The following is a 26956-nucleotide window of genomic DNA, read 5'->3' as shown; positions in this document are numbered from 1 at the left end:
CGAGGAGGCTATGAGGATGAATAATAAGGAATTGAGTAAGCGATTGCAAGAGGGGACTTGGCAGGAAATCATGCCGTCGCTGTGGGAAGCGATGCAAGCTAAGGTGGACCAAATGATCATTCAGATCGGTGACAAATCGCCGCATGTGGCTCCTCCTGATACAGGTAAATACGATGATATGCGTCACGATTGGTGGACTGCGGGCTTTTGGCCGGGCATCTTGTGGATTATGTACGATCTGACAGGAAAGCCGCATTACCGCGAGAAAGCTTGGAGCTGGGATGAGCGATTTGAGCAAAAATCCGTTCAGGACAATAATTTTCATCATGATGTCGGTTTTCAATATTTGCCTACCGCTGTCGTGAAATATAAGCTGACCGGGGATCAAGCGGGCCGAAGACGCGGCTTGGCAGCTGCCAATTTCTTGGCGGGACGTTATAACATGGCTGGCAAGTTCCTGCGCGCTTGGAATCAAGATAAAACTGGTTGGTCCATCGTGGATAGCTCCATGAATCTCTCTCTTCTATTCTGGGCAGCCGAGGAAATCAAGGACCCGCGATTTGACATGATTGCCAGAGCTCATGCCGATACCGTTGTGGAGCATTTTATACGTCCAGACGGTTCCGTTAATCATATAGTAAGCTTTGATCCTTATACAGGTGAGGTTATCGAATCACTTGGCGGTCAGGGAGCTGGACCGGATTCTAGTTGGAGCCGAGGAGCTGCTTGGGCGCTGCACGGCATGGCGAATACCTACCGTTATACCCAAGATAAGAAGTATTTGCATGCAGCTCAACGGGTAGCTCATTATTTCCTAGCGATGCTGCCAGAGGATTCCGTCCCTCATTGGGACTTCCGTGCGGCAGAGTCGCTTGTGGACGAACCGCGTGATACTTCCGCAGGCTCCTGTGCGGCTTCGGGCTTGCTGGAGCTGGCAGATGCGCTGCCTCCTGTGCAAGGTCGTCCTTATCGGGAAGCAGCGGAGAGAATCATGCTTGGACTCACTCGCCACTATGGGGTGTGGGACAAACCTGATTACGAAGCTATTCTTACTTGCGGCACTGGCAACAAGCCTGCCGATTCCAATATCGATGTATCGCTCATCTATGGTGATTACTACTATGTAGAGACGCTGGCCAAGCTGCTTGGCTGGAAAAACAGAATTTTTTAACGGAGGGTCATCATGAAATCGATCAAGCTTGTAGAAGGCTGGGAGCATTATAAAGGCAGCTTGGGGGGCGCTTGGGAAGTCTGGCGCGAAGAAAAGCTGCCGAACAGCTTTTATCATTTACCCTGGGAAACGGTCACGCTTCCTCATTGTTATAACAGCGCAGACACCGTCGATCCCGATGTGAAATATTATCAAGGACCGGGCTGGTATCGCCATAAGCTCGAGCTTAGAAATCCGTATCCCGGAGGCCGGACACGGCTTCGCTTCGAAGGCGTAGGGCAAAAGGCAGCGATCTATGTGTTTGATGAGCTGATCCATAGACATGTTGGGGGCTACGATGAATTTTGCGTAGATATCACAGAAGCCTCGGAGCGTGTGAAGGGGAATCCGCTTTACCATGCATGTACGCCGCTTGCTGTTGAAGCGGATAATTCCCGTGATCTGCAAACGATACCCTCAGATATCAGCGATTTTAATTTGTACGGAGGCCTGTACAGGAATGTGCATCTGATGTATGTGCCCCAGATCTCTTTGGATCGGGTCCATGTTAAGGTTAGCGAGGTTTCTGAGCAACAGGCCCGAATTCAGGTGAACGCCAGACTATATAACCCAATGAACTCTGCGGAGAAGTTGAAGATAACTACGCTTTTACGAAATCCGCAAGGTCAAGAAATAGCTCGTGTTGAAGAGATTTGTGAGCCTTGGCAGGGGATGAGAGAGACAGCCCTGAAGGTGATTCAGACTCCTGCTTTATGGGGGCCTGACCATCCGGCTTTATATACATGCACCGTTCTCCTTGAAAGCGTTCATGGGGCAACTGAACTGACGGAGCGTTTTGGTGTCCGTTACTTTGAATTTATGAAAAAGGGTCCTTTTACGCTGAATGGCAAAAGGCTGCTGCTGAACGGTACTCAGCGCCATGAGGATCATGCCGGTGTAGGCGGCGCCATGACGGATGAAATGATTCGCACCGAACTGCTGTTGATTAAAGAGATGGGGGCCAATTTTGTCCGGTTGGGCCACTATCAACAGTCCGCATTGGCCTTGGACTTATGCGATGAGTTGGGTTTGCTCGTCTGGGAGGAGATTCCTTGGTGCAGGGGTGGCCTTGGCAATCAGGACTATCAGAAGCAAAGCAAGGATATGCTGGAAGCGATGATTGATCAGCATTATAATCATCCTTCAATTATCCTGTGGGGATTAGGGAATGAAAACGATTGGGAAGGCGACTTCACTTATTTTGATAAAGATGCAATCCGCTCGTTCATGAAGGAGCTTCATGATTATGCACATGAACACGATCCTCAGCGTGTAACCGCTATTCGTCGTTGTGAGTTTTGCAAAGATATTGTAGACGTGTACTCGCCATCGATTTGGGCAGGTTGGTATCGTGGCATTTATACTCAATATGAAACGTACAGCCGCAATGAGTTCGAGAATACCGACCGATTCTTCCATATGGAATGGGGCGCGGACAATATGGCTGGACGGCATGTCGAGAAGCCGTATACCGGGTTCAGAGATATAACGGAAGGATCAACCGCAGAGGAGCGTGACGGCGACTTCCTGATGTCTGGGGGAGAGCCGAGGGTATCTGTTCTGGGAGACTGGTCGGAAACGTATTTCTGCGATCTTGTGGATTGGCATCTGAAGTCACAGGAAACCATGGAGTGGTTGACGGGTACGGCTCAATGGGTGTTCAAGGATTTCTCTACACCAGTCCGTCCGGATAATCCTGTCCCCTACGTCAATCAAAAGGGCGTAGTAGAGCGGGATTTTACGAAGAAAGATGCCTTCTACGTTTTCCAATCCTATTGGAGCAAAGAGCCGATGGTGAGAATCTATGGACACTCGTGGAACGTCCGATGGGGTCAGCCTGGCGAGAAGAAGCGGGTGCGTGTGTATTCCAACTGTCCGGAGGCAGAATTGTTCGTGGATGGGGTCAGCCAAGGCATCAAATTGAGGGATTCGCAGAATTTCCCTTGTGCGGGTCTTCGTTGGGATATTGAGCTTTCCGAAGGAGTCAACCGCCTGAAGGTCGTTGCCCGCAAAGATGATGTAGTGGTCATGGATGAGGTAAGCTGGGAATATCAAGTGGAGAAATGGCTCTCGCCCAACAATTTGCAGCTCACAGCTACTAGGCTATCGGAAAATAAGGTGTTCTTAGAGGCCAAAGCTTACGACGTGAATCAGGTCTACTGTCCTGATGCGTCCAATTTCGTTCGTTTTTCCGTATCCGGAGAAGGGCGATTGCTGGATAACCTTGGCACTGCGCTTGGAAGCCGGTATGTTCAGCTAGCTAACGGGCGGGCAGGGATTTATGTTGAATGTCGGGAAGATGCTGAAGGAAGTGCAGCGGTTACCTCTGATGGCTTGAAGACTGCAATGGTGATGCTTCCTAAATATGGCCAATTAATTTGACGAGGGGGATTTATGGGAAATCATAATTCTGAGGAAACTCAACATCTGAAATTATGGTACCGCCAGCCAGCGAGTCAGTGGTCGGATGCCTTGCCGATTGGCAACGGTCGTTTAGGCGGAATGATTTTCGGCAGCGTTGCGGAGGAGAAAATTCAGCTTAACGAGGATTCGATCTGGTATGGTGGGCCAAAGGAAGGTGAAAATCCGGACGCACCGCAATATCTCCCGGAAATTCGCAAGCTGCTTTTTGACGGCGATGTGCAGAAGGCAACGTATCTAGCACGAATGTCCCTGTTTTCTTCGCCGAAATACTATAATCCGTATCAGCCTCTTGGGGAGATGAAGCTATTTTTCAGTGATCTTCAAGGGGAAGTTCATTCCTATCATCGTGAGTTGGACTTGCAAACAGGCGTAGCACGGACAACCTTCAAGGTTGGCGATACAAGCTATAGCCGGGAACTATTTACAAGCTATCCCGATCAGGTTATGTCGATTCATTTGACTTGCAGCAAGCCGGGCGGTCTTACCTTCAGTGTGAATTTGAATCGGCGCCCTTTTGAAGGGGAGAGTTATGCGCTTTCCACAGACAGTGTTGTCATGAACGGGGAATGCGGCAAGGATGGCGTGACCTTCTCCGGTATCCTGAAGGCAACAGCTGCTGACGGAGTCATACAGACGATTGGTGATTTCATTTCCGTGGAAGGCGCTTCCGAAGTGACCCTGCTGTTTGCCGCAAATAGTTCCTTCCGCGAGCCCGATCCGAAGGCAGCAAGCTTGTTGCAGCTTCAAAAGGCCTCAGCCTATACCTACTCGGAATTGAAGCAAAGGCATATAGAGGATTACTGTTCCTTGTACCAACGCGTACAGTTTGGTTTGTCTTCTTCGGTGGAGGCAGCAGCGTCTATTCCAACTGATGAGCTGCTGAAGGCCGTTGAAGGAGGCAGTCAGGAGCATGGAAGAATGCTGACGGAGTTGTATTTTCAGTATGGCCGTTATTTGACGATTGCCAGTTCCCGTCCCGGCAGCCTCCCATCCAATCTACAGGGGATCTGGAATGAAAGCTTTACCCCACCGTGGGAGTCTAAATATACGATTAATATCAATACACAAATGAACTATTGGCCTGTCGAGGTATGCGGATTATCCGAATGCCATGAACCGTTGTTCGAGCTCATTGACAGGATGCGGATCAAGGGGCGAATAACGGCAAGAACGCTTTATGGCTGCGGCGGGTTTGTCGCTCACCATAATACAAACATTTGGGCCGAAACCAGACCGGAAGGGATTTTGCCGACCAGTGTAATCTGGCCGATGGGAGCCGCTTGGCTCAGCCTGCATGTATGGGAGCATTATGCCTATACCAAGGATGAGGACTTTCTGCGCGAGCGGGCTTACCCCATTTTGAAAGAAGCAGCAGAATTTTTTGTGGACTATCTGACAGAAGCTCCTGATGGAACTTGGGTTACAGGACCTTCCATTTCCCCTGAAAACAGCTTCCTTCTGCCAAACGGCGGTAAAGGTGCGCTATGTATGGGGCCGTCTATGGATACGCAAATTGTGCATGCCTTATTTGAAGCATGTATCCAAAGCAGCCAACTATTGCAATGCGATGCAGACTTCCGCGATCAGTTGTCTGAGCGAATGGGGAAACTTCCGCAGCCTCAGGTAGGAGCCAATGGCCAGCTGATGGAATGGCGCGAGGATTATGAAGAGGTTGATCCGGGCCATCGGCATATCTCCCACTTATTTGCGCTTCATCCTGGCAATCAGATTGACCTTCATGCGACACCGAAGCTGGCTGAAGCAGCGAAGCTGACTTTGCGTCGAAGGCTTGATAACGGCGGAGGCCATACGGGCTGGAGCTGCGCTTGGATTATCAACATGTTCGCCCGTCTAGGCGATGGGGACTCTGCTTTCGCTTATGTGATGAATCTGTTTGAGAAATCCACGTATGTGAATTTATTTGATGCGCATCCGCCTTTCCAGATTGATGGAAACTTTGGAGCGACAGCGGGCATTGCCGAGATGCTGCTTCAGAGCCACATGGGCGAGCTTAACCTGCTGCCAGCCTTGCCGAGTGTCTGGGAGACTGGCTACATCAAAGGATTAAGAGCGCGCGGTGGCTACGAAGTGGATCTAGCTTGGAACAAGGGACAATTAACCGAAGCAGCAATCCATGCAGCAGGGGATGGCATTTGTACCGTGCGCACCCAATCACCAGTTGTCGTGATGGTGGATGGACAAGAGATCGCGAGCTCCGGCGGAGGATTGCTAACGAGCTTCAAGGTGCAGAGCGGCAAGATTTATCAAGTTGTTGGCTAGAGTAGATATGGAGGCAAGCCTGCTGGATATTTAGCAGGCTTGCTTCTTTTTTGGGTGGAAGGGGCCGTCTCGGCTGGGGAAGCAGGCATAGTCCCCGCAAAAGTGCCCAGAGCCTGCCAAAAGGCCGTCTCAGCACGCGAAGAAATTATCCAGTCAGACACTTCCTGGCATGCAGAATCCACGCATGGGTTAAGCAGTGGACCAAGGCTCATAAAGGAATTTCCCCGACGCTTCTGCTTATAAGAAAGCATGAATCAAAAATAACACAGCAAAGGCCAAGCCGGACCGCATATGCCACTTGCGGTCTATTCGTTTGTAGCGAAACAAGCCGGAAACTGGCACCGGGAGCAGGACCAGGAGCGCAAGGAGCCCGCTGATATTATTGAAGTCCCATTTAAATCCATACAGGAAGACGGCGACAACATGAAGGACAATTAGGGAGATCGCAATTATAGCAGCAGGGGTATGCCATCGTTTTACGTACCGAAGCAAAGTGACGATCCCCTTTTTCAAGTAACTCCATCGATCCCATACACGTTGTTTGATAATAGCAGCCAGCACATAATTGGCCAGCACGAAAAACAGCGCCAATCTTGCATTCGAGCCGTAATTTTTAAACGTGTGCTCGAATCGGCGGTCGTGCAAAGCAGCGGTTGGAAGATGCAGCAGGCTCCATAATTGCCATACTACAAGCAGGAAGGATGCCGATATTGCAACTAGTACCCATATACGTTCTTTCTGAGGGATCCATGACATTTTTTTTGTTAATGAGTTAAAGAGTTGCATTGTGATCCCCTCCTTTGTCAAGATAGGAATAATATATCTTACTTTTCTGAGAAATAGATGAAATTTGGGAGGAGGATTTATGATGATTAACATCGGTCTAGCCGGTTGGGGGGACCATGAGCTGGGCGGCAGCAAGGGAAAGCTGAGAGAGTACGGCGCACACTTTCCCATTGTGGAGCTGGATAGCTCTTTTTATGCCATATGGGGACGGTGGGTTGTTATTAAATTAATGTGAGTTAAGTGGGGTGGAAGTCTTAATTTATCTGTGCTCAATGCGAACTTTGCATTGAGCACAGATTTTATTATATGGGTTAATTTGTAAACAACCAGATTTATTTTATAAGTCGAAGGAGCTTGAATCAATTTTTGGATGACTTTATTTCAAGGGAGGACGCTTATAACAAGTATGGATTGACAGGACTACAACTAGCTGCGGCAGTAAAAAAAGGAATAGTTACTTCGGTTACCTTTACAATAGCTCGGGTTTTCTATAAGCGTCAGCACATCGAATTATTGAAAGAGAAATTGAGTATAAACTTAGAAAATTATTATCATAGGTCTGAAGTAATGACAATTTTGAAATTACCTGGGGGATCACTCAATGCCGTATTACGTGAGGAGAAGATTTAGGGCGTCCGAGTGGATTCCAAAAGTAATTTCTTAAAAACACAGATTGATAGGTTTCATGAAAAACAATTAGAGACTCGTGAGAAATATTATGAACTTGACGAGATTAAAGAATCGTTCCAATGTACGGAGTTTCGGGCTGATAAGATAAATTGGGCACTTGAATCAAGACATAAATTAACAAGACTGAAACGCGCTTTGTTTAGTTCAGATAGTGTTAATTTTGTTTATGAAAAAAAGTCGCTTAAAAACAACTTTTAGATAACTTACGGAAGAATTGTACTCTTCGCGGATTTATTTCATTGGAAGGTAGTTAAATAAATATAATCAAAAAATCCCAATTTTATTTTAAAAATGGTAATTGAAATATTTTCCTTATTATGGTAGAGTGATTCTAGTGATTTGGCCAAATCCCATTATATTACAGGAGTTGATTTAGCATTGAAAAAGAAAGCCGCTATTCTGCTAACAGCTGTACTTTGCTTGAGCTTCACTAGTTCTGCATTTGCAGCGGTGAATAAAGATACAGAAAAAACAACCAATTTAAAGGGTTTCGACCTGAAAGCTGAACTTATAATTGGTAATTTTCTAAATCCTAATGGTTATGCCAGAAATACTGCATCACTGCAAAGCTACCAATTGAAGGCTACTGTTAAAGTTACGAATTCGGACGGCACTACCGACTCTAAAACAAGCACCGGTACAAATACAACTCAGATAGAGACTGGCACACAATATGCAAACACTTATTCATCTACTAATGTCAAATTTGATGGCGGACATGAGTTTACCGACAGCAAATATGGCTATTGGTATGCTTCAACATATTATTATTTTTAGTATTTAATGTTTTCGAAATAAACAGTAACTTATACCTATGTATAAGTTACTGTTTTAATTTATTTCTCTAAAGGAAGTGTTAATATTTGCGTTTAATTCGTATCTACTCAATAATTCTAGTACTTATAACCCTAACCACACTTCTATTTTTATTCAAAAATGGCTCCGCTTCTACATCAAGCGTTTCACAGACAAACGTAAATATGAAAGGATATGCTTTACAGGTGTACACTCCTAATGATCAACTTCATCAAAGTTATATTATAGATATGACACAAGGGAGCACTTTTAATCATAAGATAATGTTTATGAACAGTTCTGGTAGAACAAGTACTTTCTCTCTTTTAGTATATTTAAACTATCAGCAAATCCCATTTAAAGCAGACACAAATGGATTAAATGAATACGCTTATCAATTTACTCTAGAACAAGATAAATCTATATTAATTCCGCTGGAATTTTCTACAGATGACCTAGCAGAAGGAACCCATGCTCTAACTTTTTCTATAATCGCTGGATCCGACAAACATGCATCCGCTTTGGATGTAGTGACTGATTCATTCGGAATCTCAGGACGATTTAATTTGAGACTAAATGCAAACAAACAAACCGGGATCGCATTAACACCTGAAATTATTAAGGATACGTTCAAGCAAAATACATATTCCGGGTTACTTATTAATCAAGATAGAAATCAAAAAGAGAAATTCCTTACACCACAAAAATTAATTACAGCAAAAAGTGGGGGCATGATTGAACTTGCATTGCGTGGTGGCGGCACGCCAAATGAAGAATATGTCGTTTGGCTAACAGTTGATTGGAAACAAATAAAAGCTTTCGATGAAAAGGCATTTCTTTTCTTCCGAATCCCAAAAAACGAATCAATGTACACACCTATAACATTTAAGGCCCCAACACAACCAGGAGAATATGAGATAGCTGCATATATGACACCCAATCCATTCAAGCAGTTAGATGATGGATTTTTCCAAGATATAAGCACGTATACTTCTCATCGATTTACATTGAAAGTAGAGTGAAAAATCTTATGATAAAAGATTTCACCGTTGCATGGAGATCACATCCATTAGGAGTACTGTTGTTACTGATTGGATATGTTATTGGAATTTTAATATTATCTTTTGGAGTAAGTATCATTAACGAAACTTGGGCCAAACATAAAGTATTTTCAACAAGTGAAGTAGAACATATTAGAATACTAGATATTACTCTACATAATGGGTTAATTAATTTAAATGAATTGGTTGATCCTCTTATTAGTCAGTCTGAACATGCAGACATACTAGTTAAAATAACCACATCTATCATAAATGGGAAACCCTATCCTCTATATGCAGGAATATTTAATAAAACATCTCATTGGAAGTTTCCTTTGATTAACGGAAGCCATATATCAACTAAAGAGATGTTACAAGAAAAATATAACGTTATTATAGGAAAACAAGTTTTATTAGATGTGCCTCCCCTTTTGTTAAGTAGCAATTCAATTGAAATAAACAACTTAACTTATTCAATCATAGGAAAAATGGGGAATAAAGAGTATGTAACACCTTGGGACAAAGGCACTATTATTACCCTCGATTCACTACCAGAAACATTGCGGAATACCCAACAATCGTCTTTTCAGTTTATGATACGAGAAACGAAGGGATCTCCTGATGATACTGTACTCAAACTTATTTCCGAATTCGAAAAAAAGTATCCATTACTAAAAAATCAATATGGAAAATTAAATACAGATGATTATTCGGATCAACTACGAAACAGCATCGTCGCCACAATCGTATTGTCGGGACTTATTCTTTTCGTCGCCATTGTCAACGTCGTTAATTTAACATTGGCTTGGACTGTAGATCGTCGAAAAGAAATTGGGATCAGGAGGTCTGTTGGAGCTACAGACAGAGATATTATCCTATTAATTGCAAAAGAAATTTTTTTGCTAAGTTTTATTGCTTCAACTATAGCAATAGTTATACAAATACTTCTGTTAAACTATCTCGATTTCGAAAAAAACTTCAATATAAATATACGAGTTACGTATCTAAACTGGATTTCTTCTACTGCGGTAGCTATGCTGTGTGGATTAACAACCTTGATAGGACCACTTCGCTTATCGCTTAAAATGGAGCCGAGCGAAATTCTTAATAAGAGGTAGGAGGGATCAATTATGTTTACCTTTGTGAAAAACACGTTATTTAAGCAAGGGATTCAACCTGTACTTAGTATTTTCCAGTTGCTTGTGGGATTCTTATGCCTATTCTTTGGATTTAATTATATATTTGCAAATGAACAACTTAATTCCAGTGTGCTTAAATTATCTTCACTAGATACCGTACGCCCAGTCATAAAAAGTATCGAGTCACCAGGTACGGATAAATTAAACGAGTATTACTCGTCACTATGTAGTAATCCATACGTTAAAAATGTTGGAAGCTTTTTAGTCCAAGATGCCCCTTTTAAAGAACTATTAAATAACCCGTACTTAAATGCCCCCGATTCAAATACAGGGAGAATAAAGATTGGTTATGTTGATAGATTGTATCTACAATCGGAGGTCTTTCCAGTCTCTAGCGGAAGAACGCTGGAACAAAATGATATCAAAGACACGCCTACAGAGGAAATACCCATTCTAATAAGTCATAATTTATCCCTTCAGTTTCCTATTGGCTCAATATTATCTAGTGGTGTACCCGACGATCGTCAAATGACAATCGTATTCAAAAAATTTGTAGTTATTGGAGTTTTGCAACAAAATCAAGTGTTTTGGAATGGTGGTACAACATCATTAGACGGTGCAATTTTGGAAAGCGATGCATTTTTTATCGCACCTATTCAAGAGGAGCAACTATACGGAAATCAATTATTGGATAGAATATCAACAAATGTATTGGTTACACTGAATAATATCAACGACTTCGATAAATTCAAATCAATTACACAAGAAAAAATGAAGCAACTGCAAGTAACAGGGAGTATCAGCACGATAAAAGAACAATTAGAACTTTTAAAGAACTTGAGGAAAGGTCCAATATTGCTTTCATTGGCTCTCTCAGTTGTGTTGATTTCTCTCTCATTTATTGGACTTATTGGTATGCAATTATATAGTGTTACTAAGCGACGAAAAGAATTCGCTATCAGACAAGCATTAGGCGCATCTCCAATTTCTATTATACTCCTTGTTTTCAGTGAGTCTGCTTTGTTAATAGGAATATCAGCTGTTACTGCAATAGGTATAACGTACTTACTAATTGAAGTTGTTCACATTCCAGGTATACATAAATTTCAAGGGAAAGCAATTACCTATTCCATCATTATTATTTTTTTCTTGACTATAAGTGTATCTGCCCCCCCGCTAATGAAAGCATTTAAAGATAAACCCGTTAATATGTTAAGAGGTGAATCCTAATGGCACTAATTGAAGTTCAAAACTTAAGCAAGATTTATAGGAATTGTGAGAACTTGACTTATGCATTAAAAAATATTCATATGAGCGTTGAGCAAGGAGAAATGGTTGCAATTACGGGACCTTCAGGCTCAGGAAAATCATCACTGTTAAATATACTTGGTTGTTTAGATGTACAAAGTGAGGGTAAATATACATTAAATAGTGTTTCGCCCCAACAACTTTCAAGGTCTCAATTAGCTCAATTAAGAAATAGGGAAATTGGATTTATATTTCAACACAATATCTTGTTATCTACTTATAATGTACTCGAGAACGTCCAACTACCTCTACAATATAGGAAAATTCGAAAGTCAGATCGTAAAGAAATGGCTTTAAATGTTATAAAGTTGGTAGGTATGGAAAGCCAAGCAAAAAAGTACCCACACCAATTATCTGGTGGACAGCAGCAAAGAGTTGCAATAGCTCGAGCCCTGGTAGGAACTCCATCTATTATTCTGGCTGATGAACCTACAGGAGCCCTTGATCAAAACACAGGTCGACATGTACTCGGGCTTTTAAAAAATCTAGTTGATGCTGGGAGTACAATTATTATTGTGACACATGATCATGAAGTATCCTCACAGTGTAATAGAATAGTAAAAATAGTCGATGGTGAAATAGTAGCTAATATATAAAGCAGCGGAATGTATCAAAGAAGAGGAAGTGAAGTCAAATGAAACTATATAAGTGTATGGTCAGCCTGCTTGTATTAATAGTATGTTTTCAGGCAGGCTGTTCATCATCAGATACACAATCTAAACATTCTGGTGAATTACATATTGGTTATTTAAATTTAGGAGAGGAAGATTATTATAGAACACAATATGTGGAACTTTTCGAAAGCAAATTTCCTTCTATAAAAATTGAGCTTATTCCATTACTAACAAAAGATATGTTGGAAGGCCCAAATAAAAATCCTCTGGATGTAATTACCAATGTACTAACAAAAAATAACTCTGTTGATGTTATTTTGTTAGACTCTAACTTCTTCCCTGCTCTTGTAAATAAAAATCTGTTTCTTGCAATGGATAGTTTCATTAATAGAGATAAGTTTGACATATCTGGTATAGTACCAACAGTAATAAATGGCATAAAAAGGCTAGGAAATAATCAAATTTACGCACTTTCTCCTACTTTTCAATCCACCGCGTTAATATACAACAAAAAAATATTTTCAGATGCACATATTCCATTTCCTAAAGATAATATGACGTGGGAGGAAATCTTTTCGCTTGCAAGCCAGTTGGCTATACATGACGGTCAGCACGAACGGTTCGGGTTTACATTCAATATGAAAGGGTCGAATAATCTCTTTTACAGTAGTATCTACAATTATATGAGTCCGCTGAATTTGAGAATATTTGACGAGAATGGATCACATATGACTGTGAACACGGAAGCATGGTTAAAAACGTGGAGTGTGATTTTGTCACTTTGCAAAAATAAAGTGATACCTCCGCCTGCTACAAACATTAGTGCTACAACAGAGAATTTATTTGAATCTCAGAAAGTAGCTATGTCAATATCATCCTATAATGAGCTAACTGAGTTTATGAAATCAGTAGAAAACAATAAAGAATTTGAATGGGATGTTGTAACGGTTCCCTCTCACAATGAGGAACCTGGAGTAGGTGGAAGCTTAGCATTAAGCACAATGATGGCAATTAATAGTTCAGCAATTAACACTGAGAATGCATGGCAATTTATTAAACTAATTAACGGTGATGAATGGGCAAGTTTAAAATCCAAAAATACAAATAAATTAGTATCACGGAAGAAATATATCTCCACTAAAGAAACTTATAATATTGACGCATTTTTTAAAATGACTCCCCCCTCCAATCCATTTAATGATAGGATTGTATTTGAAAACAGGGATATAGGCGCGACTTTTGAAATTGGAAGGGAAAAAATGGATGAAGTTTTCCTTTCTAACAAGCCTCTAAAAGATGCACTAGAAGAATGGAGTAATGAAGGTAACATACTACTGCGTTCGAATAAATAGCATTAGTAATATCTCCCCATTTCTGCTAAATCAGTTAAAATTCAAAGAATCAATGGAGAAGTTTACCTAAATAGGCATTTTGCATAAATCCGTTTTTGGCTAACAGACAGCAGGATCTAATAGCAATCAAAGCTTAATGAGTGGCTCGACTCTAAAAATGGGCAGACCTGCAGAAATTTTACGTTTTGCAATTTTTTAAGCTGCTACTTGTTTCTTTCTACAAGCAACAGAAAACGGGGAGACGAGCAGCACGATGGCATTCAGATACTGGTGAATCATCACTTTCTGGATACCCCAGACATACATGTAGTCTGCAGTAAGATAGGTTTTCATTCTGGAGTTGCATCTTTCAACGCTGGTGCGTTCGGTTGCGTTTCAGGCTGCAAAGCTTCCCCATGAGCTTGTGATGAGAACTTCCGTATAGATTGTTCACACCACAAGCATGCATGGACAGGCTCTGGTTTATGCAATGTAGAAGTGCTTTCCTACCACTCGGCCACGGTGCCGTCCGCTTGACGCCAAACGGGATTTTTCCAATTGTGCCCAATGGCTGCCATTTCGCGGACTTTCTCTTCGTTGATCTCGATCCCTAGACCGGGAGCGGTTAGATTCTTCACGAAGCCTTCTTCATATTGGAACACAGAAGGATCTTTCAAATAGTCGAGCAAATCGCTGCCTTGATTGTAATGAATGCCTAGACTTTGCTCCTGAATGAAGGCGTTCGGGGAGCAGGTATCCAGCTGTAGACAGGAAGCTAGCGCGATAGGCCCTAGTGGACAATGCGGTGCGATAGCAATGTCGTAGGCTTCGGCCATGGCGGCGATTTTGCGAGTTTCCAGGATACCTCCAGCATGGGAAAGATCGGGTTGGATGATGTCGACGATGCCTTGTGCTAATAGCTCTTTGAAGCCCCAACGCGTGTACATGCGCTCCCCGGTCGCGATGGGGCAGGAGGTGTAGCGGGCGATTTCTTTCAGCGCTTCATTATTTTCAGGCAAAACAGGTTCTTCAATGAACATCGGACGATAGGGTTCGAGTTCCTTGACGATGATTTTGGCCATGGATTTATGAACGCGCCCGTGGAAGTCGATGCCGATCCCGACGTCTTTGCCAACAGCTTCGCGCACGGCTGCGATACGAGCAATAGCTTCATCTACTTTGCGGATGGAATCAATGTAGTGCATTTCTTCGGTAGCGTTCATTTTCACCGCGGTGAAGCCGGCCTCAACTTGCAGTTTGGCAGCTTGGCCTACATCGCTCGGGCGGTCTCCGCCAATCCAGGAATAGACACGTGTACGGTCACGGCAGGCACCGCCTAATAAATCGTAAACAGGGGCATTGTAAAACTTGCCTTTAATGTCCCATAAGGCCTGTTCAATACCAGAGATTGCACTCGAAAGAATCGGGCCCCCGCGATAAAATCCGCCACGGTACAGCACTTGGAACATATCCTCGATGCGCATCGGATCTTTCCCGATGATCTGGTCGCTCATTTCCATCACAGCCGCTGCAACGGTATCCGCCTTCCCCTCAACGACAGGTTCCCCCCAGCCTGTGATGCCTTCATCCGTTTCAATTTTCAAAAACAACCATCTTGGCGGCACCTTAAACAGCTCTAACTTCGTAATTTTCATGGTATTCATCCTCTCCTGTATCTACCATAGTTTACAACGGACTGACTCCCTTTACCGCTGCGAATATTGATCGCGATATTCCTGCGGGGTCATTCCGTAATGCTTTTTGAAAGCATGATTAAAGGAATGTGGACGCTGATAGCCCAGTCGTGTAGCGATTTCATAAATTTTGTCGTGACCATTTTTCAGTACATAGGCTGCTTTATCCATACGTACTCGATTGACATAATCGCTTAAGTTCTCGCCGGTTTCCAGCTTATAGATCTTAGATACGTAAACAGGATGGAGATATACGTGATCGGCTATGGATTGCAAGGAGACATCGCTGGCAAGATGCTGCTCAATGAAGGATCGGATGTCATTAATGAGCGAGACGCGGCTATCTTTTCTCTCTTGATCCATATCCTCCCTCATGCGATGCAGGGAGCGGATGGACCAATCACGCAGTTGGTTCACGCTGCGAAAGGGGATGCCTTCGGTCATTTTCTCATAATCGCCGCCAATAAGCTGGTGCAAGGGTCGGCCATTCTTATGAGCAATATAAGCAAACGCAGACGCGACAGAGAAGTAAACTTCTAGGAGATGTTCCTGCGACTCAGAAAATTTCGCTTCCATTTCGTCGAAAATCAAGGAAAGCTTCTCTTCCGTATCCTCCCAGCGGGCTGCCTCGAGAAGATGGTTGAGCGTAGGGGGCTCATATAGTCTTTGCAAAGCCGAAAGCTCCGTCTGGGCGGATTCATCGCCAAGCACCATCAACAATTCATGCTCACTGCCAATTCGCTTGCGAAAGGCACTTAACGAAGCGTTGTACAGGGTTGTGATATCAGCGGGAAACTCTCCCCAACTGCTGAGTAAAATGGAGATTTTACCCTTCAAATAGTTATTTACAGCGGACTGGAGGACAGCTGCTGTTCGTTCAAGCCAAGCAGGGTCTTCCTTCTCAGAAGCTACCGGCTTCCGTTTCATCATAAAAACTAAATAATCATGGGCATCTTTCGTAGGCCAGCTGTCGAATTTCTCTGCGAATAGCTCCTCAACCATGTTGCTGATGGCATATTCCATTAAAGATAGACGCCCCATATCGTATTCAAGGAAATCGGATTCAAGCCGAATCATCATGCATACGCAGGCTTGATCATGAAAGTCCGGCAGTTCCAGCATATGCATTTTCTCTCGAAGAGAGAGCCCGGATAGTTTACGGCCCTGCAGGAGATCATTCAGCAAATTCCCTCGCAGCAGAGGCAGATTTTCTTTGAACGTATAGGCAAGCCGCTGCGAAGAAAAGACTTCCTGCCATTCCTTTTGAAGCTTATCCATCACTCGACCAACTGTAGCCAGCAAGTCCTTCTCGGTGACGGGCTTAAGCAGATAGTCCTCAGTACCTTGAAGGATAGCTTCTTTGGCGTAGCTGAAATCCGAATAACCCGATAAGAGAATGCACTTGGTTTTCTGCCATCTATGGTTAATTTCGGCAATCAGCTGCAGGCCTGTGATACCGGGCATTTGAATATCTGTAATGACAATATCAATGGAAAATTGCTCGAGCAGTTCCAAGGCTTCTTGTCCCGAATAAGCTTTGAAAATTTGCTCAATACCAAGAGATGCCCAATCGATCGTGGCATGTAGCCGGTCCACCACATGCGCTTCATCATCAACAATAAGAAGTTGAATCATGGTCTACTCTCCTGGATAGCAGGAAGGGCTTCCTGCTGCGTATCTCGCTTCCAAGTCAACACGGCCTTCATGCCCCCTTTTTCCCCTATTTGAAAAGTAAGTCCGGATCCTTCGCCAAATTGATAAAACAACCGGTGATGAACGTTCCATGTGCCACAGCCAATGTCATCAGACATCGGCTGCTCAAGCTGCTTCGCCAGCTTGGTTAACACTTCTTGGCTGAGTCCACGGCCATTATCTTCGACAATGACACGGTTCCACTCCGCATCCTGCTCCCCTTTGATTGCAATATGATCGCTTTCCAAACTGCGCTCAATGCCATGAATGATGGCGTTCTCCACGAGCGGCTGGAGAATCAGTCTAGGCACGGATTCGTCCAGCATCTCATTCGGAATGGCGATCTCATAGGTCAGTCGATGAATACGAAGCTGCTGAATGTTTAAATAGTGAACGACTAAATTCAGCTCATCCTGCAATCTTACTGCCTGCTTCTCAACCCTTGTGGTATAGCGATAAAACTCGGCCAAATTTTGCGACATGGCCACCACCGATTCCTTATCATCCATCTCCGCCGAGTTGATAATGAAGAATAGGGAATTGTACAGAAAATGCGGGTGGATTTGCGATTGGAGCTGTTTCAAAGTGGCTTCGCGCGAGCGTATCTTCTCTGCATACACGTCTTCGACCAGAACTTGAATTTGCGTGGCCATTTCATTAAAACGTTGAATCAGGAAATCAAACTCATTTTTGGCTTTATAATCGATTCGTGCAGATAAGTCGCCTCGTTTCACCTTCTGTACACTTTGGATCATTTTGCCGATAGGAATCTGTACATTTCGGTACAGTAAGAAAGAAGCTAACACACTCATGACGAGCAGGAGTCCGATCGTGATGTAAAATAATTTGCGGGTCATGGTGATGGGAGACAGGATCTTCTGAACCGGCACATAATCAACCAAATACCAGCCTAATTGCGTTGATTTCACATAACTGACCAAATACTGCTGTTGATTGATTTGAGTCTGCATTTGCCCCGAAAGCGGTAAATCAGATCCGATTAATTGCTCTTTGATAGAAGCGGTTATGGCTGGATCTGAAGAGCTGTTGAGAATAGACCCTTGCCCGCCATCTACTAGGAAAGGATCGCTTCGTTTATCTTTCTTATAAACATCCAGCAGCTGAACCATATTCTGAACACTAAATCTTACTTGATACAGCACATTTGTTTGATCCACAGTCTGTGCACGAATAGGCTCACTGATTTCTCTGATGAACGATCCGACACCTTTATCGCTCTCCCGTACCTCATACGTCCATGTTCGCTGAATCTTCCTATGCCATGGCCAAGTATCCGTGCCATTTACGAAAATACTGGATGACAACACTTGCTTCCCTTTGGGAATGGCAATAGTGAGTTCATTCACCCACCCGCTGGAGACGCTTTGCAGGCTAAGCTTCTGGATCATGCGGGATTGCTCCTTCAGCATGTCATAACTGGGAGAATCGTTCCTATCTATATACTCACGCACATAGGGATCACTTCCCAAGATCACGGGAGACATGGCTAACCGCTCAACATCCCCATCCAACTGGTGCATAAAAAAGGACAGCTGGTTCAAGTTGGAAGATTGAATCTGATCCTGAACAACGTTGTTCGTAATATGATTTGTATAGCTGTAGAGCAAGACGATAGGAATAAGGAGCAGAACTAACAAAATTAAGATTTTGCTGAAAATATTCAGTTTATAGGGCATAGGATGTCACCTTCCACGTATCTGCTAAGCTAACCAACTTAGAAATTAATATACGAGAGATAACATCCAAATGAAAGGCAGTGGCTCCCATATAAGCTATTCTCGCTGTTAACCTTTAACAGCACCGGCGGAAAGTCCGCTTACCACATAACGCTGAGAAACTAATGCGATGATGAGAACCGGAAGTGTGATGATGCAAGCGGCTGCCATCAAGGCGCCCCAGTTGATTTCGGAATACGACATGAAGTTAAATACGGCAATCGGAAGCGTCTTTGTTTTGTCGCCGGCTAGAATCACCGAGAACATGAAGTTGTTCCACGAGAAGATAAAAGACAGCAGGGATGCCGTAATAACACCAGGCCCGGAGATGGGCAAAATAATCCGCAAGAAAACCTGATGATGCGTGCAGCCGTCGATTAGCCCTGACTCCTCAATCTCAGTTGGCAGAGCTTCAAAAAAGGAGATCATAATCCAGATAATAAAAGGCAATCCAACAAGCATATGGCTAAGAATAAGGGCTGTATACGTATCCACCAAATGAATCTTGGAGAACAAGATGAACCATGGGATCAAGAAAGTAATCCCAGGAATAATTCTCGCAACTAAGATGAGAAGACCTAACTTATGCAGGTGATGCCGGGCAATCGCATAAGCAGCAGGCAGTCCTAAAATAAGAGACAGCAAGGTTGATCCAAAAGCAACCAGAAAGCTGTTCCAGATGAATTTCATGAAATCATATTCCTTAAACACGCTGACATAATTATGAAACGTCGGTTTAAAGATAAACAGCTGGCCTGTCGACAAGATTTGTGATTGCGTCTTAAAGGAAGCAAGCAGCATCCAAACGAAGGGGAAAGCGAATACGATTAGGACTAGGAAGGTGAGCAGCGTTTGGGCAATTCGCGGCCCTTTCTTTTTCTTCATGATGCAGCTCCCTCCATTCGTTTGCGCATCCAAATCATAAATAAAGTTAGTCCCATAACAAGGGCGAAGAAAATAACAAGCAGCGAGGAAGCCATTCCCAGCTTAAAGTATTGGAAGCCGAGCACATAACCATATAGATTCAAAGTCTCAGAAGCGAAGTTCGGTCCGCCTTGCGTTGTCGCATAGATGATATCGAAGGTTTTCAAGACATCAATCAAACGCAGCATAGCTGCAACAATAATGGTTGGACGCAGCAAGGGAAGCGTGATGGAAACAAACTTTCTCCAAGTACTTGCCCCATCAACATCCGCAGCTTCATAAGGGTCTGTTGGCAGAGTGGCTAAACCCGCCATAATAATGAGCGCAATCATAGGCGTCCATTCCCAGACATCGACGATAACTAACGAAGGGATGACTTGATTGGGAGAAGCGAGCCAGAGAAGCGGCTGCAAACCAAATGCTTTGAGCATCATGTTGGCTACCCCAATTGTAGGCTCGTAGATCAGCATCCAGACCAAGCCCATAGCTACAGGCGTTGCTACCATAGGAAGAAGGAAAACGGTCTTTACGAGGTTTTTCCCGCGAAATTCCCTGGAAAGCAGCAAGGCGATCGCGATGCCAAGAATCACTTCAAGGGCAAGTGCTGCGAAGGTGAAGTAAAAGGTAGAACCGGCAGCATGCCAGAAGCGTTCATCTTTGATTAAGGCGATGTAATTCGATAAGCCTACCCAAAGGGGGGGCGTTGTTGCGGACATGCTCCATTCATAGAAACTGATCCGAACGGTATAGATGATCGGAAATAACATCATCAGCAAGACGAAGATGACGGCGGGTAGTGTATAAATCCATTTTAAGTTGCGGTTAAACCAACTGTATTGCACGCTGCATTCACCCTTCCTGATGCTAATTGGTGCCGTATGAAAGAGGAAAGGGGCCATAAGATGACCCCTTTTCACCCGTATAATCCAGCATTATCTTGTTTTATCTTTGTCCATAATCGTTTGCAGCGCTTGGTTGGCTTTATCCGCAACAGGTTGAAGATTCGTTTCACCCGTCATGACCTTCTGAACGATTTCGCCAACTGCATCACGCGCTTCGCCTACACTAATAACCGTAGGGCGGTCGTGGTCAACGCCTGTTTTGGAGCTTTCCTTGATGATTGGCACGAGTTCAGCCGGGAAGCCGGTTGTGCCTTCCGGTTTATCCCATACGGAAGCACGGGCGCCAGGATTGCCTTTTTGCTGTGTTTTCAACACAACATCTTTGCTTGTAGCCCATTGAATGAACGCCCAAGTCGCATCTTTATTGGCGGATTTGGCATTCATGGCAAGTCCCCAAGATGTAATGCTGTATGGCTTGGAACCTGCTTTACCGCCAGGGAACACGGCAAAACCGACTTGATCAGAGACTTTGGACTTCGCCGGATCAGTGGCATTCTGGTAGAGAGAGTTCGCATCCGTTAAGAAAGCGACTTTGCCTTGTGCAAAGATGCCGAAAGCTTGCGGCCAAGACATATTCAGAACGCCTGGAGGCGCATAATCTTTTAATAAAGTGCCGTAGGTTGTAAAGGCCTTGAGCGCTTCAGGTGTATTGATGCTGGCTTTGTCGCCAGTCGTGAAGTCTGCACCCTCGGAATACAAGAAAGAAGAAACCTGTGTAACGAGAGGTGAACGCTGGCCCCTGGCTACGAATCCATACATCTCATTTTTGGGGTCATGCAGCTTTTTGACCGCCGCGGTAAGCTCGTCTAATGTTTTGGGAACAGCAATGCCTGCCTTCTGCAGCAAATCTTTCCGATAATACAAAATCTCTTGCTCGGTAATAATCGGGATACCTGCTAATTTGGCATCTACCGTCGTTGAACCAATAGCGGATTTGGAGAAATCGTTGAAGTCGTAATCTTTCGCTTTTTGGGCGAAGTCGTCAAGAGGTTGAACCCAGCCGTTTTTGTAGAAAAGCTTGCCTTCTTGCAGAGGGCGATACATAAAGACGTCAGGCGTTGCAGATCCGGAAGTGAATTGTACAGTTAGCTTCTGTGTGAGCTGATCTTCGAAAAAGCTTTCAACATTCACTTTGATGCCGGTTTCCTTCTCAAAATCAGGCAGCAAAGGCTTGATGGCTTCTGCCCATGGATGGTTGGCCGTTACTAAGGAAATCGTTTTGCCTGCGAAGGGTTTCGCATTCGCTGTTGCGGCAGCGCTTGGCGCTGTTGTCGATTGCCCGGTCTGATTGGATGTATTGCCGCATCCTGCGATCACTGTTGCAGCCATGACGAACGTTGTGCCGACGCCAATCCATTGTTTGAATGATTTTTTCATCTCGTATGTGACCTCCCAAGTACTTTGAAATGGTTGTGTTTACATCTCTAAGAGTACCTGATTCCTCTATTCGGTTGATATAACTAAGATTCAACATGGATAACTAGGACTGAAGCAAATCGGGCTTATTGCCTGCATTATGATTCAAACCAGCGATGATTATTCAAAAGTTGAGCAGACTGCATCCAACAACAGGACAAAGGCACAAAAATCCCCTTGACCCTGACGTTAATGTTATCGTTTATGGTAGAAGAAGAACAATTCACAGAGAAAGAAAGGGGATCTGAACGTGAACATATTGGCGATATCAGGAAGCCTTCGAACGGCGTCGCTGAATACTAAACTTGTCTATGCATTAAAAGACGCAGCCCCACCTGAGTTCAAACTAAGCGTATTTGAGGGAATCGGCAATTTGCCGCATTTCAATCCTGATTTGGATGGAGATGAGCCTCCGACAGCCGTGCAAGCGTGGCGCAAAGCACTGCAAGCAGCAGATGGAATCATCCTCTGTACACCGGAGTATGCCAATGGTGTGCCCGGTGTGCTGAAGAATGCATTAGACTGGATCGTGTCATCGGGCGAGTTCGTCGATAAGCCAACAGCAGTTATAAGTGCTTCGCCGTTAGCGACTGGAGCGGAGAAGGCTCATGATTCACTGCTTTTAACACTGCGTATGATGACGGCTTCTATCGTAGGCTCAAGCATGATTGGGAATGTAAATAAGAAATTGGATGCGGACGGTGTTTGGATAGATGAGGAGCTCAGGAGTGAGTTGAGTGGGCTGATTGGCAGTTTGTCTGTAAATAAATGATAGATGTTGGAGGGGCTGGAAGTGTAGTTGATGCTCCCTCAGATAAGAGTCTTCCTTCGATGGAGAAGGCAAAAGACCTTTGCTTGTTCGAATGTCTATCAGCTATAGTAGAGATTAAAGAGGATAGCTTTCGTGCGACGATGTGAAGGCAAAAGAAGGAGTGTGTTTGGAGATGGCCGGTGCCATTATTTTGGGAATTATTGCGCTAGTGATTATCATAGGCGCGACGTTCTGGGTAACGAAGAAAGCGTACTCGCGCAAATGGGACGAAGAGGATCGCGAGTAAAAGGGATAAGATATGGCTAGGATGTTACAGCTTCATATTCGAAATGAGTATATTCCCGAGGTCCTCATATCCGGTTGTCAGGTATGCGCTTTCTTGCTATGATTGAAGCAGCAAACATAAAGGTGGCTGACCAATGAATCGTATGGAGGCCGAATTCAGCAATCTCGTAAAGGCCTATCGCAAAAAGCATATGGGCAAAGGGCCGGAACGTGTAATTACGACCTTTTGCAAGTGTTGGGCGATCTGTGAAATGTCAGGCAACTTGTCTCCTGTGGAGAAGTTTATGGCGAAGACGGGCGATGGCAGACAGATGCTCCGCACGGCGCGCACGGAAATGGTGAAAGAGATTTACAAGGAGCATCCCCCTGTCGAGATGGAAGAGCTGCTAGGCGCTAAATTCGTTCAGCTTTTCGTAGATATTGATATCGAGCAGGATGTTGGGATGTCGGTGTTTGTTTTTGACCAAGATTTAGAAAAGAAGTATAAACATTTATCATAAGGCTTGGCACTCGGTAGCGAACCTGCCGGAGACTAACCACTGTGAAACGGGACTTGAGGCTTCCTCTGTATGAGGAGGTCTGGGGATTGTTTTGCGGTGGTTTTTGGCATTTTTGGGCTTTTGCAGGCTGGGGATATATGGCTGAGAGCTTGCACATAGACTCTAAGTACGGATGTTAGCGGATGAAGGCTGATAATGAACTACAAAAGGAGCTATTGATATGGGAAAAACGAAACATACCGGGCCGATTAAGCTGCCAATGAAGCCGGATCCGAAGCTGTGGGTCAGCAAGGTGCCTTTCGGGATTGGCAAAATTAAACCGCAGCATATTCGTGAAACTGCCAAGATTGCTTGGCAGAATCGCGATAATCTGCCATATGCCTACCGGATTTTGACGCAGGGCGTCTGCGACGGCTGTGCACTGGGGGTATCGGGGCTGTACGATCAAACGTTGGCCGGACCACACCTGTGTACGACACGACTGAACGTGCTGAGACTTAATACCATGCCGGCGATTCGCGAGGATCTGCTGCACGCTGATATCGAAGAGCTGAGCCGGCTTAACAGCACCGAGCTTAGACAGCTCGGCCGGATTCCTTATCCGCTCATTCGCCGCCAAGGAGAGCGAAGATTCAGCCGAGCCACATGGGATGAGGCGCTGGATTTGGTTGCTGCGAAGATGAAGGCGACGAATCCGAAGCAAACGGCTTTTTATTTGACGGCTCGGGGAATTACGAACGAGTCGTATTATGTGGCAGCGAAGGTGGCGAGGCTGCTCGGAACGAACAACATCGACAATGCCTCGCGGATCTGCCACTCCCCGTCGAAGACGGCCCTGAAGCGCTCGGTAGGCGTAGGCGCTTCGACCTGTAATTACAAGGACTGGATCGGTACGGATGTCCTTGTGTTCTGGGGCAGTGTAGCCGCGAATAATCAGCCGGTTTCTACGAAGTACATGTATGCGGCCAAACGCAAAGGGACGAAGATCATTGTCATTAACCCCTATTACGAGCCGTCGATGGAGAAGTATTGGATTCCTTCGATTGCCGAATCGGCCGTTTTCGGCACGAAGCTGTGCGATGATGTATACCAAGTGAACATCGGTGGGGACATTGCCTTCATGAACGGCGTCATGAAGGTGTGGTTCGAGATGGAGGAGCGCGAGGCTGGCTCCGCGATTGATCATGCGTTCGTGCAGGCGCACACGAAGGGGCTTGAAGAGCTGCGCGCCCACGTGGCGCAGCAGGACTGGACGACGCTGGAGCAGTCGTCCGGCCTCACCCGCGAACGCATGCGCGAGTTCGCGGAGCTGCTGGCGCGTGCCGCCAGTGCGGTCTTCGTGTGGAGCATGGGGCTCACACAGCACCGCTTCGGCACGGACAATATCTCGCAGGTGGCGAATCTTGCCCTCCTGCGGGGCTTTCTGGGCCGCGAGCACTGCGGGCTGATGCCCATCCGCGGCCACAGCGGCGTACAGGGATCCGGCGAAATGGGCGCCGATCCCTTCAGCCTGCCTGGCGGCGACATCAGCAGCGCCGCCGACCGCGAGCGCATTCAGCAGCTCTGGGGCTTCGAGCTGCCGAGCTGGCAGGGTGACATCGTGGGCGTCACCCTTGAGAACGCGCTCCTGCCACAGGAGCAGGAGCGCAAGCTCCGGTTGTTCTACACCTCCGGCGGCAACTTCCTCGAGACGATGCCGGACCCGGCCTTCGTCCGCGAAGCCCTGACGAGCGTGGATGTCCGTGTTCACCAGGACATCATCCTGAACACCTCCACGCTGCTGGATGCGCGGGAGGCCGTGGTCGTGCTGCCTGCGATGACGCGCTACGAGCAGCCCGGGGGCGGTACGTCCACCTCGACGGAGCGGATGGTGTACTTCTCGCCCGAGATCGCCGGACCGCGAATCGGCGAAGCCCGCGCGGAGTGGGCGATCTATGCCGATCTCGCCCGCCGCGTGAAGCCCGAGGCCGCCGAGCTGCTTGGCTGCGGCAGCGCAGAAGCGATCCGCGCGGAAATTGCGCTGGCTGCGCCAAGCTATAACGGCATCCAGCACCTGCGTGAGCGCGGTGATGTGTTTCAATACGGCGGCGCGTGGCTGTGCGAGGATGGCGTCTGTCCGACGCCGGATGGCCGCGGCGCGCTGCTGCCGATCGAACTTCCGGAGCTGCGCAAGCCAGAGGGGCATTTCGCCGTGACGACGCGCCGCGGCAAGCAGTTCAATTCGATGATCTACAGCGACATCGACCCGTTTAATGACGCGGATCGCTACGATGTGCTGATCCATCACGAGGACGCGGCGGCCCTCTCGCTGCAGGAGGGCGAGGCGATTGTTGTCTACAACAGCTATGGAAGCATGCACGGCAGAGTGAAATGTGCCGAAGTGAAGCAAGGCAACATCGAAGTCCACTGGCCTGAGGGCAATTCCCTTATTCCCAAGGGGGTTTATGAGCAATACGCCGGAATCCCGGAATACAATACAGCTATTATCGTGGAAAAGGCAGAGACCTACCATGCACACAAAGATACACGCTATATCGAGAAGCGCATTCAAGAGCTGGAGATGGAAGTGGAGTGAAGACGATGCAAGACGAACCGGATAAAGCTCCAAGAGAGTCCGCGCTTTCTTCAACGACAACTTGGACGATTCATCGCTATAATGGGACCGAAATCATTCCGCAAGAGGATACAATTGCGACAGAAGCACCCCTGACCATTCGTATTGACGGCGAAGAGTTCGCTACACTGGTCTATACACCGACAGATACGGAAGACCTGGTTGCAGGCTTTCTGGCCTCGGAGGGCCTTATCCGCTTCATCGATCAAATAGAGTCGCTTACGCTGGAGGAGGAGCGGGGCTTCGCCCATGTGAAGCTGCGCAACCTTCATCAATTAAGCCAGAAGATGGTGTCTAAGCGCTTCATCGGCTCTTGCTGCGGGAAAAGCCGCCAGTTTTACTTCCATAATGACGCCCGAACCGCCAAAACCGTCCGCACACCGCTCCAGCTTACCATTGCACAGTGCTTCCATTTAATGAACCAGCTGCAGGAGCAATCAGCGGATTTCAAGGCCACAGGGGGGCTTCATAACGCCGCGCTATGCACAGGGAGCGAGCTTCTTTTGGGCAGAGCGGATATTGGCCGGCATAATGCCCTTGATAAAATTTACGGTTATCTGTTAAGACAGCGGGTGTCTGTTCGAGACAAAGTGATCGCTTTCAGCGGCAGAGTTTCTTCCGAAGTTGTCCTCAAAGTGGCCAAAATCGGCGTGGGCATCCTGTTATCCAAATCAGCTCCTACCGACTTGGCGCTTCGTTTGGCTCATGATCTGGGCATCACCGTGGTTGGTTTTATTCGCAGAGACCAATTAACGATATACACACACCCAGAGCGGATAATGGAATGCGGAAATCTTTCTTAAT

Annotated in this window: 21 protein-coding genes and 2 pseudogenes; 15 read left to right on the top strand and 8 right to left on the bottom strand. The window is 45.7% G+C overall.

The window, feature by feature from the left end:
* Positions 1 to 16 precede the first annotated feature (16 nt).
* Genes BC351_RS23080 through BC351_RS23070 form a run of 3 tightly spaced genes read left to right on the top strand, consistent with a single transcriptional unit; the run spans position 17 to position 5914 of the window.
* The gene (locus BC351_RS23080; RefSeq protein WP_144028500.1) at positions 17 to 1171 is read left to right on the top strand and encodes a glycoside hydrolase family 88 protein; all 1155 of its coding nucleotides are present in this window, start codon (positions 17 to 19) and stop codon (positions 1169 to 1171) included.
* Between the two features lie 12 nt (positions 1172 to 1183).
* On the top strand, positions 1184 to 3592 hold the full coding sequence (locus BC351_RS23075) for a glycoside hydrolase family 2 TIM barrel-domain containing protein (RefSeq protein WP_079415350.1): 2409 nt from the start codon (positions 1184 to 1186) through the stop codon (positions 3590 to 3592).
* Between the two features lie 12 nt (positions 3593 to 3604).
* A complete protein-coding gene (locus tag BC351_RS23070; RefSeq protein ID WP_079415348.1) occupies positions 3605 to 5914 on the top strand; it encodes a glycoside hydrolase family 95 protein in 2310 nt (769 codons plus the stop codon).
* A 237-nt stretch (positions 5915 to 6151) separates the two neighbouring features.
* On the opposite strand, the gene BC351_RS23060 is transcribed toward BC351_RS23070, so the two are convergent.
* A complete protein-coding gene (locus tag BC351_RS23060; RefSeq protein ID WP_079415344.1) occupies positions 6152 to 6700 on the bottom strand; it encodes a hypothetical protein in 549 nt (182 codons plus the stop codon).
* Between the two features lie 82 nt (positions 6701 to 6782).
* Here BC351_RS23060 and BC351_RS41725 point away from each other — a divergent pair.
* From BC351_RS41725 to BC351_RS23020, 8 genes and pseudogenes are all read left to right on the top strand, one after another.
* Positions 6783 to 6902: pseudogene (locus tag BC351_RS41725) on the top strand (DUF72 domain-containing protein); the annotation flags it as partial.
* A gap of 164 nt (positions 6903 to 7066) precedes the next feature.
* A complete protein-coding gene (locus tag BC351_RS23055) occupies positions 7067 to 7330 on the top strand; it encodes a hypothetical protein (RefSeq protein ID WP_079415342.1) in 264 nt (87 codons plus the stop codon).
* Between the two features lie 438 nt (positions 7331 to 7768).
* Positions 7769 to 8167 (top strand): hypothetical protein, encoded by a 399-nt coding sequence (locus tag BC351_RS23045; RefSeq protein ID WP_079415338.1) that lies wholly within the window; start codon positions 7769 to 7771, stop codon positions 8165 to 8167.
* Positions 8168 to 8253: 86 nt separating this feature from the next.
* Positions 8254 to 9207 carry a hypothetical protein gene (locus BC351_RS23040; RefSeq protein WP_079415336.1) on the top strand — a complete coding sequence of 318 codons (954 nt, stop codon included), beginning with the start codon at positions 8254 to 8256 and terminating at the stop codon, positions 9205 to 9207.
* 8 nt (positions 9208 to 9215) lie between these two features.
* Complete coding sequence (locus BC351_RS23035) at positions 9216 to 10343, top strand: ABC transporter permease (protein ID WP_079415334.1); 1128 nt, start codon at positions 9216 to 9218, stop codon at positions 10341 to 10343.
* Between the two features lie 12 nt (positions 10344 to 10355).
* Complete coding sequence (locus BC351_RS23030) at positions 10356 to 11594, top strand: ABC transporter permease (RefSeq protein ID WP_079415332.1); 1239 nt, start codon at positions 10356 to 10358, stop codon at positions 11592 to 11594.
* On the top strand, positions 11594 to 12268 hold the full coding sequence (locus tag BC351_RS23025) for an ABC transporter ATP-binding protein (RefSeq protein WP_079415330.1): 675 nt from the start codon (positions 11594 to 11596) through the stop codon (positions 12266 to 12268). Before BC351_RS23030 ends, BC351_RS23025 begins: the two co-directional genes overlap by 1 nt.
* 38 nt (positions 12269 to 12306) lie before the next feature.
* Positions 12307 to 13638, top strand: a complete 1332-nt coding sequence (locus BC351_RS23020; RefSeq protein ID WP_079415328.1) for an ABC transporter substrate-binding protein — start codon at positions 12307 to 12309, stop codon at positions 13636 to 13638.
* 195 nt (positions 13639 to 13833) lie between these two features.
* Here BC351_RS23020 and BC351_RS42395 read toward each other — a convergent pair.
* The 7 genes and pseudogenes from BC351_RS42395 to BC351_RS22985 form a co-directional block, all read right to left on the bottom strand.
* Positions 13834 to 14004: pseudogene (locus BC351_RS42395) on the bottom strand (transposase); the annotation flags it as partial.
* Positions 14005 to 14123: 119 nt separating this feature from the next.
* Positions 14124 to 15272, bottom strand: coding sequence for a galactonate dehydratase (gene dgoD / locus BC351_RS23010; protein ID WP_079415326.1), 1149 nt, complete (start codon positions 15270 to 15272; stop codon positions 14124 to 14126).
* A gap of 51 nt (positions 15273 to 15323) precedes the next feature.
* Positions 15324 to 16946: a response regulator transcription factor gene (locus tag BC351_RS23005; RefSeq protein WP_079415323.1), complete on the bottom strand. Its 1623-nt coding sequence runs from the start codon at positions 16944 to 16946 to the stop codon at positions 15324 to 15326.
* On the bottom strand, positions 16943 to 18700 hold the full coding sequence (locus BC351_RS23000) for a sensor histidine kinase (RefSeq protein WP_079415321.1): 1758 nt from the start codon (positions 18698 to 18700) through the stop codon (positions 16943 to 16945). Before BC351_RS23000 ends, BC351_RS23005 begins: the two co-directional genes overlap by 4 nt.
* A 108-nt stretch (positions 18701 to 18808) precedes the next feature.
* Positions 18809 to 19624 carry a carbohydrate ABC transporter permease gene (locus BC351_RS22995; protein WP_079415320.1) on the bottom strand — a complete coding sequence of 272 codons (816 nt, stop codon included), beginning with the start codon at positions 19622 to 19624 and terminating at the stop codon, positions 18809 to 18811.
* Positions 19621 to 20505 (bottom strand): carbohydrate ABC transporter permease, encoded by an 885-nt coding sequence (locus BC351_RS22990; protein ID WP_144028499.1) that lies wholly within the window; start codon positions 20503 to 20505, stop codon positions 19621 to 19623. Before BC351_RS22990 ends, BC351_RS22995 begins: the two co-directional genes overlap by 4 nt.
* A 90-nt stretch (positions 20506 to 20595) precedes the next feature.
* Positions 20596 to 21942 (bottom strand): ABC transporter substrate-binding protein, encoded by a 1347-nt coding sequence (locus tag BC351_RS22985; protein ID WP_079415316.1) that lies wholly within the window; start codon positions 21940 to 21942, stop codon positions 20596 to 20598.
* 289 nt (positions 21943 to 22231) lie between these two features.
* On the opposite strand from BC351_RS22985, the gene BC351_RS22980 reads away from it, so the two are divergent.
* From BC351_RS22980 to fdhD, 4 genes are all read left to right on the top strand, one after another.
* The gene (locus tag BC351_RS22980; protein ID WP_244209146.1) at positions 22232 to 22753 is read left to right on the top strand and encodes an NADPH-dependent FMN reductase; all 522 of its coding nucleotides are present in this window, start codon (positions 22232 to 22234) and stop codon (positions 22751 to 22753) included.
* Positions 22754 to 23172: 419 nt separating this feature from the next.
* A complete protein-coding gene (locus tag BC351_RS22975) occupies positions 23173 to 23538 on the top strand; it encodes a Na-translocating system protein MpsC family protein (protein ID WP_079415314.1) in 366 nt (121 codons plus the stop codon).
* A 220-nt stretch (positions 23539 to 23758) separates the two neighbouring features.
* Complete coding sequence (locus BC351_RS22970) at positions 23759 to 26113, top strand: FdhF/YdeP family oxidoreductase (RefSeq protein WP_079415312.1); 2355 nt, start codon at positions 23759 to 23761, stop codon at positions 26111 to 26113.
* A gap of 5 nt (positions 26114 to 26118) precedes the next feature.
* On the top strand, positions 26119 to 26955 hold the full coding sequence (fdhD, locus tag BC351_RS22965) for a formate dehydrogenase accessory sulfurtransferase FdhD (protein ID WP_079415882.1): 837 nt from the start codon (positions 26119 to 26121) through the stop codon (positions 26953 to 26955).
* Position 26956: the final 1 nt, after the last annotated feature.

This window comes from Paenibacillus ferrarius (assembly GCF_002027705.1).
GTDB classification, from domain to species: domain Bacteria; phylum Bacillota; class Bacilli; order Paenibacillales; family NBRC-103111; genus Paenibacillus_E; species Paenibacillus_E ferrarius.
This window is presented reverse-complemented; position numbering and strand designations above follow the sequence as displayed.

Bases quoted from the DNA above. Each gene is read 5' to 3' on its own strand.
- BC351_RS23025 (WP_079415330.1), top strand. From the start codon at position 11,594: ATGGCACTAATTGAAGTTCAAAACTTAAGCAAGATTTATAGGAATTGT.
- fdhD (WP_079415882.1), top strand. From the start codon at position 26,119: ATGCAAGACGAACCGGATAAAGCTCCAAGAGAGTCCGCGCTTTCTTCA.
- BC351_RS23080 (WP_144028500.1), top strand. From the start codon at position 17: ATGAATAATAAGGAATTGAGTAAGCGATTGCAAGAGGGGACTTGGCAG.
- BC351_RS23075 (WP_079415350.1), top strand. From the start codon at position 1,184: ATGAAATCGATCAAGCTTGTAGAAGGCTGGGAGCATTATAAAGGCAGC.
- BC351_RS23000 (WP_079415321.1), bottom strand. From the start codon at position 18,700: ATGCCCTATAAACTGAATATTTTCAGCAAAATCTTAATTTTGTTAGTT.
- BC351_RS22985 (WP_079415316.1), bottom strand. From the start codon at position 21,942: ATGAAAAAATCATTCAAACAATGGATTGGCGTCGGCACAACGTTCGTC.
- BC351_RS22970 (WP_079415312.1), top strand. From the start codon at position 23,759: ATGGGAAAAACGAAACATACCGGGCCGATTAAGCTGCCAATGAAGCCG.
- BC351_RS23030 (WP_079415332.1), top strand. From the start codon at position 10,356: ATGTTTACCTTTGTGAAAAACACGTTATTTAAGCAAGGGATTCAACCT.
- BC351_RS23005 (WP_079415323.1), bottom strand. From the start codon at position 16,946: ATGATTCAACTTCTTATTGTTGATGATGAAGCGCATGTGGTGGACCGG.
- BC351_RS23070 (WP_079415348.1), top strand. From the start codon at position 3,605: ATGGGAAATCATAATTCTGAGGAAACTCAACATCTGAAATTATGGTAC.
- BC351_RS23060 (WP_079415344.1), bottom strand. From the start codon at position 6,700: ATGCAACTCTTTAACTCATTAACAAAAAAAATGTCATGGATCCCTCAG.
- BC351_RS22995 (WP_079415320.1), bottom strand. From the start codon at position 19,624: ATGAAGAAAAAGAAAGGGCCGCGAATTGCCCAAACGCTGCTCACCTTC.
- BC351_RS23020 (WP_079415328.1), top strand. From the start codon at position 12,307: ATGAAACTATATAAGTGTATGGTCAGCCTGCTTGTATTAATAGTATGT.
- dgoD (WP_079415326.1), bottom strand. From the start codon at position 15,272: ATGAAAATTACGAAGTTAGAGCTGTTTAAGGTGCCGCCAAGATGGTTG.
- BC351_RS23035 (WP_079415334.1), top strand. From the start codon at position 9,216: ATGATAAAAGATTTCACCGTTGCATGGAGATCACATCCATTAGGAGTA.
- BC351_RS22975 (WP_079415314.1), top strand. From the start codon at position 23,173: ATGAATCGTATGGAGGCCGAATTCAGCAATCTCGTAAAGGCCTATCGC.